The organism is Fodinicurvata sediminis DSM 21159 (assembly GCF_000420625.1).
Classification (GTDB): domain Bacteria; phylum Pseudomonadota; class Alphaproteobacteria; order Kiloniellales; family DSM-21159; genus Fodinicurvata; species Fodinicurvata sediminis.
This window is the reverse complement of the sequence record NZ_ATVH01000014.1, coordinates 238,269-254,435: the sequence shown is the minus strand read 5'-3', so window position 1 is coordinate 254,435 and position 16,167 is coordinate 238,269. Positions and strand designations below refer to the sequence as shown.

General features: G+C 61.3%; 12 protein-coding genes. 9 read left to right on the top strand and 3 right to left on the bottom strand.

Annotation, left to right across the window (positions count from 1 at the left end):
- Position 1: 1 nt before the first annotated feature.
- The 5 genes from ftsZ to G502_RS19430 all read left to right on the top strand — a co-directional run bounded on the left by ftsZ (position 2) and on the right by G502_RS19430 (position 7,620).
- Positions 2–1,822 carry a cell division protein FtsZ gene (gene ftsZ / locus G502_RS0109125; RefSeq protein ID WP_022728364.1) on the top strand — a complete coding sequence of 607 codons (1,821 nt, stop codon included), beginning with the start codon at positions 2–4 and terminating at the stop codon, positions 1,820–1,822.
- 164 nt (positions 1,823–1,986) lie between these two features.
- Positions 1,987–2,823 (top strand): outer membrane protein assembly factor BamD, encoded by an 837-nt coding sequence (locus tag G502_RS0109120; protein WP_022728363.1) that lies wholly within the window; start codon positions 1,987–1,989, stop codon positions 2,821–2,823.
- Positions 2,824–2,829: 6 nt separating this feature from the next.
- Positions 2,830–4,497 (top strand): DNA repair protein RecN, encoded by a 1,668-nt coding sequence (gene recN / locus G502_RS0109115; protein ID WP_022728362.1) that lies wholly within the window; start codon positions 2,830–2,832, stop codon positions 4,495–4,497.
- The gene (gene ligA / locus G502_RS0109110) at positions 4,497–6,593 is read left to right on the top strand and encodes an NAD-dependent DNA ligase LigA (protein ID WP_022728361.1); all 2,097 of its coding nucleotides are present in this window, start codon (positions 4,497–4,499) and stop codon (positions 6,591–6,593) included. The genes recN and ligA overlap by 1 nt, the downstream gene beginning before the upstream one ends.
- A 124-nt stretch (positions 6,594–6,717) precedes the next feature.
- Positions 6,718–7,620 carry a DMT family transporter gene (locus G502_RS19430; protein WP_022728360.1) on the top strand — a complete coding sequence of 301 codons (903 nt, stop codon included), beginning with the start codon at positions 6,718–6,720 and terminating at the stop codon, positions 7,618–7,620.
- A 168-nt stretch (positions 7,621–7,788) separates the two neighbouring features.
- On the opposite strand, the gene G502_RS0109100 is transcribed toward G502_RS19430, so the two are convergent.
- Both G502_RS0109100 and G502_RS0109095 read right to left on the bottom strand, forming a co-directional pair.
- Positions 7,789–8,352, bottom strand: a complete 564-nt coding sequence (locus G502_RS0109100) for an HdeD family acid-resistance protein (RefSeq protein WP_022728359.1) — start codon at positions 8,350–8,352, stop codon at positions 7,789–7,791.
- 100 nt (positions 8,353–8,452) lie between these two features.
- The gene (locus tag G502_RS0109095; RefSeq protein ID WP_022728358.1) at positions 8,453–10,027 is read right to left on the bottom strand and encodes a phospholipase D family protein; all 1,575 of its coding nucleotides are present in this window, start codon (positions 10,025–10,027) and stop codon (positions 8,453–8,455) included.
- A 165-nt stretch (positions 10,028–10,192) separates the two neighbouring features.
- Between G502_RS0109095 and G502_RS0109090 the strand changes: the two genes are divergently transcribed.
- Entirely contained in the window at positions 10,193–11,074 is an 882-nt protein-coding gene (locus G502_RS0109090; RefSeq protein WP_022728357.1) for an endonuclease/exonuclease/phosphatase family protein, read from the top strand.
- A gap of 36 nt (positions 11,075–11,110) precedes the next feature.
- On the opposite strand, the gene G502_RS21400 is transcribed toward G502_RS0109090, so the two are convergent.
- Positions 11,111–12,343, bottom strand: a complete 1,233-nt coding sequence (locus G502_RS21400; RefSeq protein WP_162140963.1) for a pentapeptide repeat-containing protein — start codon at positions 12,341–12,343, stop codon at positions 11,111–11,113.
- A gap of 348 nt (positions 12,344–12,691) precedes the next feature.
- Here G502_RS21400 and G502_RS19415 point away from each other — a divergent pair, with 348 nt between their 5' ends.
- From G502_RS19415 to pyk, 3 genes are all read left to right on the top strand, one after another.
- The gene (locus tag G502_RS19415) at positions 12,692–13,402 is read left to right on the top strand and encodes a FadR/GntR family transcriptional regulator (RefSeq protein ID WP_245560746.1); all 711 of its coding nucleotides are present in this window, start codon (positions 12,692–12,694) and stop codon (positions 13,400–13,402) included.
- Between the two features lie 62 nt (positions 13,403–13,464).
- The gene (locus tag G502_RS0109075) at positions 13,465–14,754 is read left to right on the top strand and encodes a glycerate kinase type-2 family protein (protein WP_022728354.1); all 1,290 of its coding nucleotides are present in this window, start codon (positions 13,465–13,467) and stop codon (positions 14,752–14,754) included.
- Entirely contained in the window at positions 14,751–16,166 is a 1,416-nt protein-coding gene (gene pyk, locus G502_RS0109070; RefSeq protein ID WP_022728353.1) for a pyruvate kinase, read from the top strand. Before G502_RS0109075 ends, pyk begins: the two co-directional genes overlap by 4 nt.
- Position 16,167 lies beyond the last annotated feature (1 nt).

Below are 16,167 nucleotides of genomic sequence, written 5' to 3'. Positions count from 1 at the left end.
CATGAGTCTTAATCTAAGCGTTCCGGAAACCCAAGAGGTTCTCCGTCCGCGGATCACCGTCATAGGTGTCGGCGGAGCTGGCGGCAACGCCGTCAACAACATGATTCGTTCCAATCTGGAAGGCGTCGAGTTCGTGATCGCGAACACCGACTCCCAGGCCATGCAGCAGTCGCTCTGCGAAGAGCGCATTCAGCTTGGCCGCAACATCACCAGTGGCCTGGGCGCAGGCTCGCGCCCCGATGTAGGTCGCGCTGCGGCCGAGGAGGCCCTGGAAGAGGTGCTGACACACCTTGACGGGGCCAACATGGTCTTCATCACCGCTGGCATGGGCGGTGGAACCGGGACCGGTGCGGCTCCGGTCATTGCCCGCGCGGCGCGTGAGGCCGGACTTCTGACGGTCGGTGTGGTGACCAAGCCCTTCCAGTTCGAGGGCATCCACCGCATGCGCATGGCCGAGCAGGGCATCCAGGAATTGTCCCAGTACGTGGATACCCTGATCATCATTCCGAACCAGAATCTTTTCCGCATCGCCACGGAAAAGACCACCTTCGCCGACGCCTTCAAGATGGCCGACGATGTGCTCTATTCCGGCGTGCGCGGGGTAACCGACCTGATGGTCATGCCAGGCCTGATCAACCTGGACTTCGCCGATATCCGTGCTGTCATGACCGAGATGGGCAAGGCGATGATGGGAACCGGCGAAGCCGAAGGCGACAACCGGGCCATTGCCGCAGCCGAGGCCGCCATCTCGAATCCGCTGCTGGACGATGTGTCCATGTGCGGGGCCCGCGGTGTTCTGATCAACATCACCGGCGGCGAGGACATGACCCTCTTCGAAGCCGACGAGGCCGCCAACCGTATCCGGGACGAGGTCGATCCCGAGGCCAATATCATCTTCGGTTCGACCTTTGATGAAAGCCTGAACGGGCGCATGCGGGTCTCGGTGGTTTCCACCGGCATCGAGATGGAAGCGGCCACGCAGCCGCGTCCGGGCAACCTCAGCCTGGTTTCCGGCCAGGGCAAGCCGGCCGGTGAGACGGCGGCACGCAGCAGTGCGGCCCAGGGTGGACCTGCGGCTTCTGCACGGCCGGCTGCTGCTGGTGTGGCAACGGCTGCTGCCACTGCGACGGCAACTGCCATGGCTCATGACGAACTGGCCGATCAGGAAGCACAGTTGCAGGCTTCGGCTGCGACCGAGATGCAGCAGGAAGACTGGCAAGCTGCGCCGGAAGCCGAATCCGAGTCCCAGGAGGACGAACTTCTGCTGTCCCGTGAACAAGCCGTTGCGGATGAAGCGCACGGAGTTGCATCCGGAGACGAGCAGGTTGCGGCTGCCCGTGTTGAGGAGGACATGGCTCCTTCTGCCGAGGACAGCTTCAGCATGCCGGAGCCGATGCGTCCACGTACACGGCGGCTGCCCGAGGCTGCACCCGGACAACAGGCCGGTGCCTACGAGGCGGCCGAAATGGCGAATGCCAGCAAGCAGGGAAGCCCTGGCGTGCAGGGTCGCACCACAGGCGACGAGCAGGGCGAACCGCCCATGCGCAACAGGGCCTACAGCCTGCTTGACCGCATTACTGGCGGTGGCAAGGGCCGCAAGAGCCGCGGCGAGGAGGAAAACCAAAGCCGTGGCAATGCTCCAGCCCAGCCACGTGTCGAGCCGTCATTGGAACGTGGTCCCTCGCGTCCAGCTGCAGAGGACAATACGGCCCAGCAGCCCACCTTCAGTGGCATGGAGCCCAAGGAGCATGCCTCTTCTTCCAGCAAGGAAGATGAGGAACTCCTGGATATACCGGCGTTTCTGCGCCGTCAGGCCAACTGAGGCCTAGCCAGATCTGTCTCCGCACCCGCCCGCTGTCCTGCCGGACAGCGGGCAGCGGGGGACAATCTACTGGTTCAGGTGGATTATTTGGCGCGGCCCGCTTGAGGTGTAACGGGCTTAATCCTATAGTCTGGCGTCCAATTTCGCTGGAGGCCGATCCGGGTATGAAGCGCCGCGACACAAAATCACTCAAAACCACCCTCGTGCTGCCCTTCGTGGCAGCGTCTGTCTTGCTAGTGGCAGCCTGCTCGTCCTCCTCGGACGAAGAGACGTACGTCGAGCGTCCAGCAGAAGATTTCTACAACATGGGGCTGAACGCCCTGTCCGATAACAACTACGATGCCGCCGTCACCAATTTCGATGAAGTCGAACGACAGCATCCCTATTCCACCTGGGCGCCGCGGGCGCAGCTCATGGCTGCCTATGCGCATTATCGGGCTCAGGATTACGATGATGCCATCCTGGCGCTGGATCGCTTCATCCAGCTCAATCCCGGTCATCCCAACATCGACTATGCCTATTACATGAAGGCGATCTGCTATTACGAGCAGATCTCCGATGTAGAGCGCGATCAGAGCATGACGCGGCAGGCGATGGAGTCGCTGGATACCGTGATCAATCGCTTCCCCGATTCGGCCTATGCCAGGGACGCGGAATTGAAGCGGGACCTGGCTGTGGATCACCTGGCCGGCAAACACATGTCCATCGGTCGCTATTATCTGCGTCGTGGCGAGTATCTGGCCGCGATCAATCGCTTCCAGACCGTGGTCCGAGACTACCAGACCACCTCGCATGTGCCCGAGGCAATGCACCGTCTTGTGGAATCCTATCTGGCCCTGGGTGTCTATGACGAGGCCCAGTCCACCGCAGCGGTGCTGGGCTACAACTATCCGGGCAGTGAATGGTACATCGATTCCTATGCCCTGCTGACCGGAGAGGATCTCCGTCCAGAGCGTCGTGAAGGCTCCTGGATCTCGGGTGTATGGGACTCCGTGTTCTGACGGGCCATGCTCGTTGGTCTTTCAATCCGCAATGTGGTCCTGATCGACCGTCTGGACCTTGTGTTTGAAGAGGGGCTGAGTGTCCTGACCGGTGAGACGGGGGCAGGCAAGTCCATCCTGCTCGATGCGCTGGGCCTGAGTCTGGGCATGCGGGCCGAGTCCGGCCTGGTGCGCCAGGGCAGCGACCAGGCATCGGTGACCGCCAGTTTCGAGATTTCCGGAGAGCATCCTGTCGTTGCCTTGCTGGCGGAACAGGACATGCCCCTGGAGGAGGACACCCTCGTCCTCCGCCGGACGGTCAATCAGGAGGGGCGCAGCCGGGCTTATATCAACGACCAGCCGATTTCCGTTTCGCTACTGCGTTCTGTTGGCGAAGTGATGGTGGAAATCGAAGGCCAATTTGCCCAGCACGGCTTGATGGACGCGGCCACACATCGGGGCCTCCTGGATTCCTATGGAAACCTGGAAAGCCGGGCGCGCCAGGTGTCCGGGTTGTGGCGCCAGTGGCAAGATCTACGCCGGGAGCTGGAGCAGGCGCGCGAAAGCCTGGAGCAGGCCCGGCGCGACGAGGATTTCCTGAGGCATGCGCTGGAAGAGCTCGATGTTCTGGATCCGCAACCCGGAGAGGACGAGAAACTCGGCGAGCAGCGGCAGTTCCTGATGAACGCAGGCAAGCTTTTGGAAGCCCTGAATGGTGCAGCGGCCGAGCTGGAAGGCGAGGGCGGCGGGGCTGAACGCGCATTGGCCAATGCCCAGCGCCAATTGGAGAAGGTGGCCGACAAGGCCGATGGACGTCTGGACAAGGTTCTCGCTGCCCTGGAGCGTGCAGCGGCTGAGCTGGCCGATGCCGAAGCGGAGCTGAGCTCGGCCACGGCCGACCTGGAACTTGAGCCTGAACGGCTCGAGGAGATCGAGTCGCGCTACTTCGCGCTGAAGGACATGGCGCGCAAGCATGGCTGCCAACCGGATGACTTGCCGGACCTGCGGGCGCGCTTTGCCGAGCAGCTGGCCGGAATAGATGGTGGCAACGAACGCCTCGCCGCACTGGACCAGCAGGTGCGCGAGGCCCAGAAAGCCTATCGCGAGGCTGCCACCGCGTTGATGGAACAGAGGGCAGAGGCTGCAAAGGGCCTCTCCGAAGCCGTCAATCGCGAGCTGCCGCCGCTGCGCCTGGAAAAGGCGCAGTTCGTCTGCCAGGTAACGGAACTGCCTGAGGATTCCTGGGGTGCGCAGGGTATGGAGCGCATACAGTTCGAAGTATCGACCAATCCCGGCGCCAAGCCGGGGCCCCTGAACAAGATCGCGTCCGGCGGTGAACTGGCGCGCTTCCTGCTGGCACTCAAGGTGGTGTTGGCGCAGGCTTCAGCGGTCGAAACCCTGATCTTCGATGAGGTCGACAGCGGTGTGGGCGGAGCCACGGCCGATGCCATTGGGGAACGTCTGGCCAGGCTTGCCGAGAGCCGGCAGTTGCTTGTGATCACGCACAGCCCGCAGGTCGCAGCTCGCGGACGCCACCACTTGCGTGTCAGCAAGGAGGGTGATGACAGCAGTGTGCTGACACGCGTCAGCCATCTGGATATGGAAAGTAGGAGAGAAGAGGTGGCGCGTATGCTGTCGGGCGCCCAGGTCACGCAGGAAGCCCGGGCCGCCGCACAGCGACTGATGGGGGAGTGATGGGCGCGGAAAGCAAGGACATTGATGATCTGACGCGCGAGGAAGCCACACGCGAACTTGAGCGCCTGGCGGCGGAGATCGCACGTCATGACCGGCTCTATTACCAGCAGGACGAACCGGAGATAGATGACGCCAGCTATGATGCCCTGCGTCAGCGCAACTCGGACATCGAGGCGCGTTTTCCCGACCTGGTTCGCGAGGATAGCCCTTCCGTTCATGTGGGGGCGGCTCCGGCTTCGGGGTTTGGCAAGATTCGCCACAGTGTGCCGATGCTGTCGCTTGGCAATGTGTTCGAGGAACAGGAGTTGCGGGATTTCGTGGCGCGGGTGCGGCGCTTCCTGGGGCTTGACGAGACTGCGCAGGTGGATTTCGTGGCCGAACCCAAGATCGATGGCCTGTCCATTACCTTACGCTACGAAAAGGGGCAGTTCGTACAGGGAGCGACCCGGGGCGACGGGCGCGAGGGTGAGGACGTTACGGCGAACCTGAGGACGTTGAAGGATATTCCCCGCAAGCTGGCGGCCCCTGTTCCGGATGTGATCGAGGTGCGCGGTGAGGTCTACATGACCAAGTCGGCCTTTGCCGCTTTGAACCAGCGGCAGGAGGAAAAGGGCGGAAAGCTCTTCGCGAATCCGCGCAACGCCGCTGCCGGTTCATTGCGGCAGCTTGATACGAAGATTACAGCCGAGCGTCCCCTGAGGTTCTTTGCCTATTCCTGGGGCGAGTTGAGCGAGGACATCGCCGAGACCCACTGGGCGTTCCTGGAAAGACTGAAGGGCTGGGCTTTCCCGGTGAATCCCCTGGCGCGCCTCTGTTCGAACGCGGACGACCTGATGGACCTTTACCATGAGGTGGAAACCCAGCGTGCGGAACTGGACTATGACATCGATGGGGTCGTCTACAAGGTCAACCGCATCGATCTGCAGCAGCGACTGGGCTATGTAAGCCGGGCACCGCGCTGGGCGGTGGCGCACAAGTTTCCGGCCGAGAAGGCGCAAACGCTTCTCAAGCGGATCGATATTCAGGTGGGCCGAACCGGCGCCCTGACGCCCGTTGCCGTCCTGGAACCGGTGAATGTGGGCGGTGTACTTGTTTCGCGCGCGACCCTGCACAACGAGGATGAAATTCGGCGGAAGGACCTGCGGGTGGGCGATACCGTCGTGCTGCAGCGCGCGGGCGACGTCATTCCGCAGATCCTGGAGTACATACCCGAGAAGCGTCCCGAGGACAGTGAGCCCTATCACTTTCCGGATAATTGCCCGGAGTGCGGAAGCCAGGCGATCCGGGAACTCGATGAAGCGGTTCGTCGCTGTACGGGAGGATTGATCTGTCCCGCCCAGGCCGTGGAACGCCTGCGCCATTTCGTCAGTCGCGATGCCTTCGACATCGAAGGCTTGGGCGAAAAGCAGGTCCGTTTCTTCTGGGAGAAGGGCTGGGTGAAAACACCGGGCGACATCTTCCGGCTGCAACGCGACCATGGAACGGACAGCCTGGAAGCCCTGAGCCGACAGCCCGGATGGGGGCGGCAGTCCGCGGAGAACCTCTTCGAGGCGATCGAGGCGCGGCGGCGGATCGAATTGGACCGGTTCCTGTTCGCCTTAGGAATTCGCCGGATTGGTCAGACCACGGCTCGTTTGCTGGCGCGCAGTTACGGCAGCTGGAAGGCCCTGCAGCAATCGATGGAAACGGCACAGGACCGCGAATCTTCCGCCTATACCGAGCTGCTGGCCATAGACGGCATCGGTGAAGCCGTGGCCGAGGATCTGATCGGTTTCTTTGGTGAAGTCCACAACCGCGAGCTGCTGGAAGACCTGCTGTCAGAGGTCGAGGTCGAAACCTACGAAGCCCCGGAAGGCGTGAATTCGGAACTGGCGGGCAAGACGCTGGTTTTCACGGGAACGCTGGAAAGCATGACCCGCAGTGAAGCCAAGGCACGTGCCGAGGCTCTGGGGGCCAAGGTGGCGGGCTCCGTTTCCTCGAAGACGGATTATGTGGTGGCTGGAGCCGATGCCGGCTCGAAAGCCCGCAAGGCCAAGGATCTGGGGGTCGAGCTGCTCAGTGAAGAGGATTGGCGCCGCCTGGGCGGCCTGGACTGAGCATCGACCAAGGCTGGGGAGATCACAGGCGGGAGAAGCTCGCTTCTGCCGTCCAACCCATCATCTGCAACTGTGATACCTGCGCACGGACTCGCTCCATGATCAAGCAAGGAGACCTTGGGCAATGAGCTCCGCACCGGCGTCTCATTTTGAGGCATTCACGCCAATTGATTGGGCGCTTCTGGCGGCCGTCGCCTTGATGTGGGGCGGGTCCTTTCTCATGATCGACCTGGGACTTGATGCCTTCCATCCCGCCACGGTGGCGTGGCTGCGCCTTACGTTCGGCTGCGCCACACTGGCTTGTTTTCCATCCGCGCGCCGGGCGGTGGCTGCGGTTGAGTGGCGAGGGATCGCCCTACTGGGGTTGGTGTGGATGGCTGGTCCGTTCCTTTTGTTCACGATCGCACAACAATGGATCGCTTCGTCGATGGCGGGGATGATCAATGGTGCAGCACCCCTCTTCACGGCGGCGATCGGCGCGCTATGGTATCGGCGTGTGCCGCGAAGCTGGCAGTTGGCCGGGCTGGTGATCGGCTTTGTGGGAGTCCTGGCCATCTATGGCCCAGCACTTGATGGCGCCAGGGCGAGTGCCTTGGGTGCCGCGCTCATCGTTCTGGCAACCTTCTTTTATGGGATCGCCTTCAACATGACGGCGCAGCTGCAGCAGCGTTCCGGCAGTCTGCCGGTGATTCTGCGTGCCGAGCTTGTGGCAGCGGCAACACTGACACCCTATGGGCTCTATGGCCTTACGCTGTCGCGTTTCGAATGGTCGAGCGCAGTGGCCGTTTTCACGCTTGGTGCGCTCTGTACCGGCTTCGCCTTCGCCGCCTTTACCACACTGGTCGGACGTGTCGGTGCGGCCCGGGGATCGGTGGCGGTCTATTTCATTCCGGTCGTAGCAGTGCTTCTCGGCGTCACCTTTCGCGGTGAGGTGGTGGCTGCAGTCTCTATTGTCGGGATGGTGCTGGTTTTGCTGGGCGCATGGCTCACCAGCCGGCGCCAGAGTCCGGTCAAGAGTGCAGACTGAGCGATACAGACAGGGGCTGCGGTGTAAAAGTGAGCCTGTAGGTGCCGAAGCGTCAGCTGCCGGCGCTTGTCCTGGCTTGACCAGTATTGCGCCGACAGTGTCAGGCCATGAAAAGGCAACCAGAACCCACCGCAATTCAGTTCATGGAATGTCAGTTGCTGTGCTGGCCTAACCTGAAATCTTGCGTGCACCATAGGCCGTCAAGGCAATCGCGAGGCCCGAGAACAGCAGATTGATCCCGACAAAGAGGCCAAGAATCCAAAGTCCGCTACCGGGCAAGCCGCTGACTATCAGCAGGCCCAGGACAATGTCGAGGATCGCACTGAAGAAAATCCAGCCCCAGCTGCCGGTGATCGTCCGGCGATAGTGTGGCACGGAGATCAGCTTGGCGATGCCAATGGCCAGAAGGTAGGCGGCCAGTATCATTGTTAGGGTCATGGCTCCAGCCACAGGGTCCCAAAGCAGGGCGATGCCGGCCAGAAGGAAGATGATCGCGCCCAGAAGGTTCCACCAAAATCCTGGACTTTCTATGCCACTGCGGATTACGGAGACCAGACCGATCAGGCCGCTGCCAAGCAACAACCAGCCAATCATGAGTTCAATTGCAATCGTGGCAAGCCCGGGCGCAACGATGGCAAACGCGCCCAAAAGGATCAGGACAATGCCGTAGATCATGAACCAGGTGCTGTACTTGCGCAGTTTCTCTGTATCCATGGAAAAACCGGCCGGCATGATTATTCCTCCGTATAAGGTGTGAACCCTATATCCTTACGCCAAATTCGTGCGCCTGTCGCGCAGGGATGATCAGATTAGCCGTGTATGGTCTTTATGTCTAAAGCTGCGATTCCACGGGCAAAAAGCCAAGAACGGCCGCCGTTATCCGCCGCCAGATACTGGCTTCGGGGGGGCGCTGCCATGTCTCGACAGTGTCCTGTCGTTTGTCCGTCCAGATGATCTCATCCTCTGTCAGGGTCAGGTAATAGCTGTTCTGGGAATCACACTGCTCGGCAAAGATGTCCTGTACGTCTTCGGCCAGACCTCCATGGCGAAAAAGTACACCCATTTCTGTGTTGAGGGAGACCGACCGCGGGTCGAAATTGAAGGATCCAATGAAACCCGCTTCGCCATCGGCCGTAAAGGCTTTGGTGTGCAGGCGTGCACTGCGGGAGCCGAACAGCGAAATATTGCGCCCGCCCAGCTTGGGGCGCAGTTCATACAGCTTGATCCCGGCTTCCAGCATGGCCTTGCGATAATTGGAATAAGCTCCATAGACAGCTGCGACATCTGTGGCGGCAAGGGAGTTCGTCAGGATAGAGATTTCCACACCTTCCTGGGCCATGCGAGTCAGTCGCTTCAGCCCAGCTTCGCCGGGAATGAAATAGGGCGAGGTGATCTGGAGTTCGCGTTCTGCTGCATCCATCATCGGAAGGATTGCTCGGGACAGCCAGCTTTCATGCCCTCTTCCCGCCGCCTTCTCGGGCGGGTCGGACACCACCGAGACCTCTTGCGACCAATAGAGCCTCTGTCGTCTCGAGAGCATTCGCTCGGCGTTACGTTCCTGGCTGATGCGCTTGAGATAGGGCCGTGCCAATGTGCTCTCGGAAAGTTCATCAAGCTGCGTTCTCAAGTTGTCCAGCGCCCTGGCGGGTGCTGAAGCCAGCGAGGCGATCGGGAGCACCTGTGCGCTGTTCCAGAAACTGTCGAATATGGCTTCTGTTTGCTGGACACCCTGTCCAATCATCAGGAGGTCCATGTCGCGGAAATTGATCCCATCCGAGGCATCGAAATAGGCATCGCCTATATTGCGCCCACCGACAATCGCGAGCCGCCCATCGGCAATCCATGCCTTGTTGTGCATGCGGCGCGTGGTGCTGAAGATTCGCAGCAGCATCTCGAGGCCACGATGAAACGCATTGGTGCGCGCACGACTGGGGTTGAACAGGCGAATCTCGATGTTGGGGTGGCTGTCCATTGCCAGGTAGTTCGCATCATCCCCCCGGGTGTTGATGTCATCGATCAACAGCCGTACGCGTACGTTTCGGTCTGCCGCGGCCAGGATTTCGCGGGCCAGCAGTCCTCCTGTCAGGTCGTCGCGCCAGTAGTAATACTGCATGTCAAGGCTGCGACCGGCCGCCTTTGCCGCATGGACGCGCGCGGCAAAGGCCTGCAGGTTTCCTGGCATCAGCATCAGTCCTGACTGAGCCGGATGGTCTTGCAATCTGGGGGCTATGTTGCGGTCGAGTTCGGTTTCTTCCTCCTGCGCGGGCAGGGCGTGTGAGGCCATACCACGGGAGCGTTCGGCGAAGCGGCCGTAGGAATAGACGGCCAGCGTCGAGGCCGCGAGGAAGACCAGGACAAGGCCGGCAAGAAACATCAGGATGTCCAAGGGTATGAAGAGAAAGTCCATCTGCCGGAAATTGCCTTTAGGTGGTCCTGCGCCCTATCACTGATCGAATCGCCTGTTTGTCCTACTTTATGGTATCAAGGTCTTGCAATGACCATATTCGGGATAGGGGAAGCCTCGGGCCAGCATGCAGGACCAAGAAATCAGTCAACCCGGACAGAAGAGACGATGGTGAAGTCGCATACCGTGCGCCGTGTCAGGGATTCGGCCATGGACAGTTTCAGGAACATGACGCCGGAGGTTGCCTCGAATCTGCTTTCGAAGCGGCGCAGCTATGAAGCGGGGGAAAGTGCGTTCCGCAATGACGGTCCTTTGATCGCTTCCTACAACATTCACAAGTGTGTGGGTCAGGATGGCCAGTTTGATCCTGACCGCATCATCGAAGTCATTCGCGAGATCGACCCGGATGTCATTGCCCTGCAGGAGGTCGATCAGCGCTTTGGCAAGCGCAATGGCCTGCTGGACCCCGATAGACTGGAAAGGCGAACAGGGCTTGTCCCCGTTGTTTCATCCCTGTCGGGGCATAGCCTGGGCTGGCACGGCAATGTCGTACTGGCGCGCAAGGGCGTGCCGGCAACAGCCCGCAGGCTGTTGCTGCCCGGTGTCGAACCGCGCGGCGGACTGGTGGTTGATCTTGAGCTTGCCACGGGACCGTTGCGCGTCATTGCTGCGCATCTGGGGTTGCTGCGGCGCTGCCGGGCACTGCAGGCCAGAATGCTCATGGAAGCTGCAGAACCGGAGGATGACCGGCCTGTCGTCCTGATGGGGGATCTGAACGAATGGCGTCTGGGGCCGCGTTCGGCACTTCGGGAACTGGAGCCGCGGTTCGGGCCTCTCGAAGCCGTTGTGCCCAGTTTTCCGGCCAGTTATCCGCTCTGGGCCCTGGACCGCGTACTGGCCAGTCCGAAGTCCTTGATTGCCAGCCTGGAGGTGCATGACACAGACTTGGCGCGACAGGCGTCCGACCATTTGCCTCTCAAAGCCAGGATCTTGCCGTCCGATTGTCTTGAAGCGGAATCGGAAGAGGAGTCGCTGACCTCGGTTGCTTGACGCCGGCTGATCGGATGGCGGAGTTGACCGTAAGCGTCAGGCCACGCGGCTCGGAGGCTTGATGTCGTTATCGAAGACGGCACCCTCACGCTGCCATCCCCGTGTAACCGCGCCTGTCAATTCCACTTCGCAGAGGATTGCATCGCGTAGATCCGTTCCGATCAGGCGCGCGTGATAATTCTCCAGCACACCCATGTCATTGTGGGGTGCGGGCGCATCCATGATGCGGGCGGCCGTCAAGTCGGCCCCACGCAGGACAGCATGGCTCATGTTCGCGCCGGCCAGGTAGGCGTGACGCAGGGAGGCGGCCGTCATGTCGGCACCGCTCAGATCCGTAAGCACCAGCATGGCGTGATTGAGTACGATACCCTGAAGGTTGGAACCTCTCAGGATGGCGCCACTGAGGTTGATTCCGCTCAGGTCGCAGCGGGAGAGATCCACTCCTTCAAGCAACGCCCGTTCCCCACGCTTGCCGCCGCTGTCGACCCAGCGTCCATGGGCCTGTATGGCGGTGATCATGGCGGCCAGGTCGCTCGAGATGCGCCGAGCTACCGTGACCTGCTTTCTCTGTTGGCAGGTCAGGCGAGCCCCCTCAAGCGATGTGCCGATCATGAGGCTACCTTCGAGGACGGCTTCGGAAAAATCTGCATTCTGAACCTGCGCGCCGCTCAGGTCGCTGCGACGCAACTGGGCCTTCCTGAGATTGGCGTTGCAGAGATTGGCATTGCGAAGGTTGCAATCGCTGAGTTCGCTGCCCTCAAGATTGGCCTGTTGCAGATTGGCGGCCGCAAGGTTGCTCTTGCTCAGAATGGCGCCGGCAAGCTGCGCATTCTCAAGGTTGGCACGCACCAGGTTTGATTGGCGCATGTCCGTTCGCGTTTGCGCGGATGAGGAGGTTGCGTTCCGGCATTCGAGGGGCTGCAGGTTTGCGGCGTTCAGATTGCTGCCTGTCAGCCGGCTTCCCGTGAGGTTGGCGCCACAGAGGCGGGCACCGTTCAGGCGGGCAGCGGTCAGGTCGGCATTCGAAAGATTGCTGCTGGAAAGATCGGCATTGGTCAGATCACATCCGTTCAGCCGCGCGCCCTTCAGGTTCGCACCAACTAGCAGGGCATGACTGAGGCGGCTGCCGCCAAGGTCCAGCCCTGAAAGGTCCAAAGAGCTAAGGTCGGCCCGCTTGCCGCCGGGATGACCGGTCAGCCAGCGCTCATGGCTGGAACAGACCCTGATCAATTCCACAGCGGACAGCGGCCTACCTGGCGCTGCTGACATTGTCATCTCCGAGTTTGCTTCACTCATGCGGCTACCTGCACAACATCGCCATTCTTCCTCACGGAGTATTACCGCCCCGTTAAAGTTAGAATTGCATCTATCCGTGGCGGAAATGGGACGCAGAAAAGGGTGTACGGAGGCTATTCCGTGGTAGTGGCAGTTCTGTGCTTTCAGCCTAAATCCGGCTATTGCTTGACGCCGGCGCGCCCTGCGGGGCAGTCTCACTATCGTCACGGCCTTGCCGGCCCATGCCGCCTCAGTCCACAGCCCAGTTTCCTGATGTTCACTTCGCGCATAACACCGCTTTCCGAACGGGATGACCGCTTCCAGGAGATTCGCCGAGAGCGGGTGTCTGAAAGAGTGGCCCAGGAGCTGACCCGGCTGATCGCCAACGGCAAGCTGGCTCCGGGCGAGCGCCTGCCTGGTGAGCGGCAACTGGCCGACATGCTGGGTGTCAGCCGTGTTTCGGTGCGCGCTGCCTTGCAGCAGTTGAAGGCACGCGGGTTCCTGTCTGCCGTGCAGGGTGGCGGGACGCGTGTCGTCGGCATGGCGGAAGAACTGGATTCAGGCCTAATCAGCCTGCTGCGGGCCGACCAGCGCAACCTGAACGACCTGGCCGAGATGCGCGCAAACCTGGAAGTCTGGGCGGCCCGTCGCGCGGCTCGAAACGCCAGTGAGAACCAGATTCAGGAGATCGAGGAAGCCTATCGCAGCATGGCCGATGCCGCACGCGCGCCACGCCACAAGGCGGAGGACGATCTTCGGTTTCATCTGGCCATTGCGCGGGCCAGCGGCAGTGCCGTTTATCTGCACCTCATGTCGGTGCTTGGGGATACACTGGAGAAGATGTTCTCCTTTCATCGATATGCGCTCTATGCGACGCCAGAGGATGACGCGCGGTTTCTCGATCATCACCGACGTATTGCCGAGGCGATACGCGCAAAGGATGAAGATGCGGCTGCCGGGGCCATGGCCGAACACCTGGACAGCATTCTCAGGCGCTACCGCCAGGCCTCGGATGATAATGAAGCGGATGGTCGAGCGGCACTGGGCCAATAGGTCTGTTGGGACGGAAGCCGGAGGGCGTATGTGTTTTTCACAGGTGAGTGGCGGACAAGACAATGACCTTTCGTGAAAACCGAAGCTTTCTCCAGTCCTTGTTCCAGACTGCCGTATCCGCCGCCGATCCCTTGCAGGTTCTGCCCCCCGCGCTTCCCGAGCGGCCAAGCAGCGGCCGTTGCGTCGTGGTTGGTGCCGGCAAGGCCGCAGCCTCCATGGCACAGGCCCTCGAGAACGCATGGGGCGAGGACCTGGAAGGCATCGTGATCACCCGTTATGATCATGGCGCCCTCTGCCGTTCCATAGAAGTTGTCGAGGCGGCCCATCCGGTTCCAGACGAAATCGGACAGCAGGCCGCCCGGCGAATCCTGGATCTGGCGGAAAGTCTCGAGAAAGGCGATACGCTGGTATGCCTGATATCCGGTGGGGGGTCGGCCCTGCTGTCCCTGCCGGCCAATGGGATCAGCCTTGAGGACAAGCGTTCGGTCAACAAGGCGCTGCTGCGTTGCGGCGCGGACATTGCGGAGATCAACTGCGTTCGCAAGCATCTGTCGGCCATCAAGGGCGGGCGTCTTGCGGCGGCCGCCGCGCCGGCGCGTGTCCTGACCTTCGCGATTTCGGATGTGCCGGGGGATGATCCTGGTGTCATCGCCTCCGGGCCGACCGTTGCCGATTCGAGTACTTATGATGAAGCGCTCGCGATCCTGAAGAAATACGGCATCGAGATCCCACAGGCCGTGCGTGAACGCTTCGAGGGTGCAGGGGAGGAAACGCCCAAGCCGGGGGATCCCAAGCTCGATGCCACAAGTTTTCACATGATCTCAAGGCCGCAGGATGTCCTGGAAGCTGCAGCAGTTCAGGCGCGGGAGGCTGGGATAACACCGCTTATCCTTGGCAATGCGCTCGAGGGCGAGGCACGTGAGCTGGGGCGCGTGATGGCCGGCATTGCGCGACAGGTGCAGGAGCATGGCCAGCCTGCTGCGCCGCCCTGCGTACTGCTGTCGGGGGGCGAGACCACCGTGACCGTTCGAGGTCAGGGACGTGGAGGAAGAAATCTGGAGTTCCTGCTGTCCATGATGATCGACCTGCAGGGACAACCTGGGATCCTGGCTCTGGCCTGCGATACGGATGGGCTGGACGGCACGGAAGACAATGCCGGAGCCCTGTTCGACCCGGACAGTTTGCGGCGTGCGAAGCAAGCGGGTTTGACACCCGGCCAGTTGTTGGAAGACAACGATGCCTATTGGTGCTTCGCGACTCTGGATGATTTGATCATGACCGGGCCGACACTTACCAATGTGAATGATTTCAGGGCGGTCCTGATTCTTCCGGAAGGGAAGGCGAGAGAATGAGACGAGCACGCAATGCCAAGATCGTTGCCACATTGGGGCCGGCCAGCTCGGAGCCGGATGTCATACGCAAGCTGTTCGATGCAGGCGCTGACGTTTTCCGCCTGAATTTCAGCCATGGTGATCCCGAGGATCATCGGGCGCGCTATCAGACTCTTCGCAACCTGGAAAAGGACAGCGGGCGGCCGGTTGCCATCCTGCAGGACCTTCAAGGCCCAAAGCTGCGTGTGGGCCGCTTCCAGGAAGGCGAGGTCCGCCTGGAGCGTGGGCAATCCTTTCGCCTCGACCTGGACAAGTCTCCGGGGGATGGAAAGCGTGTAAACCTGCCGCATCCGGAGATCTTCAAGGCTCTGGAAGATGAGGCCATCATACTTCTGGACGATGGCAAGCTGCGCCTGAAGGTCAAGAAGACCGGCAAGGAATATGCAGAAACCGAAGTCGTGACCGGGGGCATTCTGAGTGAGCGCAAGGGTGTGAATGTACCTGGGGTCGTGATGCCCATATCGCCTTTGACGGAGAAGGATCGCGCGGACCTGGATTTCGGCATGGAACTGGGCGTGGACTGGGTCGCCCTGTCCTTCGTGCAGCGCCCCGAGGACGTGGCCGAACTGCGCCGTCTGGTACAGGGCCGGGCAGCATTGATGTCCAAGATCGAGAAACCGGCCGCCCTCGAATGCCTGAACGAGCTTGTCGAGCTGTCCGACGGTATCATGGTGGCGCGTGGTGACCTGGGCGTGGAGCTGGCACCGGAGGATGTGCCGGGGCGTCAGAAGGAAATCATCCGGGCCTGCCGCCTGGCCGGCAAGCCTGTGGTGGTAGCGACTCAGATGCTGGATTCCATGGTCGACTCGCCGGCGCCGACACGCGCCGAAGCCTCCGACGTGGCCACGGCCATCTATGACGGGTCGGATGCCGTGATGTTGTCGGCGGAATCCGCAGCGGGGCACTATCCGGTGGAGTCCGTGGAGATGATGGATCGCATCATCAAGCACACCGAACAGCATTCCACTTACCGCCCCATCATCGAAGCGCTGCATCCGGAAACGGAGCCCAATGCCGCGGACGCCATTTCCTCAGCTGCGGCACAGGTGGCCCAGACCATTTCGGCCGCAGCCATCGTGACCTATACGACCAGCGGTTCCACGGCTCTGCGTGCGGCGCGGCGACGGCCAACGGCCCCTTTACTGCTGCTGACTTCGCGCAGTGAGACGGCACGGCGGCTGGTCATGCTCTGGGGTGCCCACTCCGTGCATACGGCGGATGTCCGGAACTTCCAGGAAATGGTGAAGAAGGCAACCCGCATGGCCGTGCAGGAGGGCTTCGCCAAACAGGGCGACAAGCTGGTGGTGACAGCCGGGGTGCCCTTTGGAACGCCGGGCGCCACCAATGTTCTGCGCATCGCCTGGGTGGATTAGC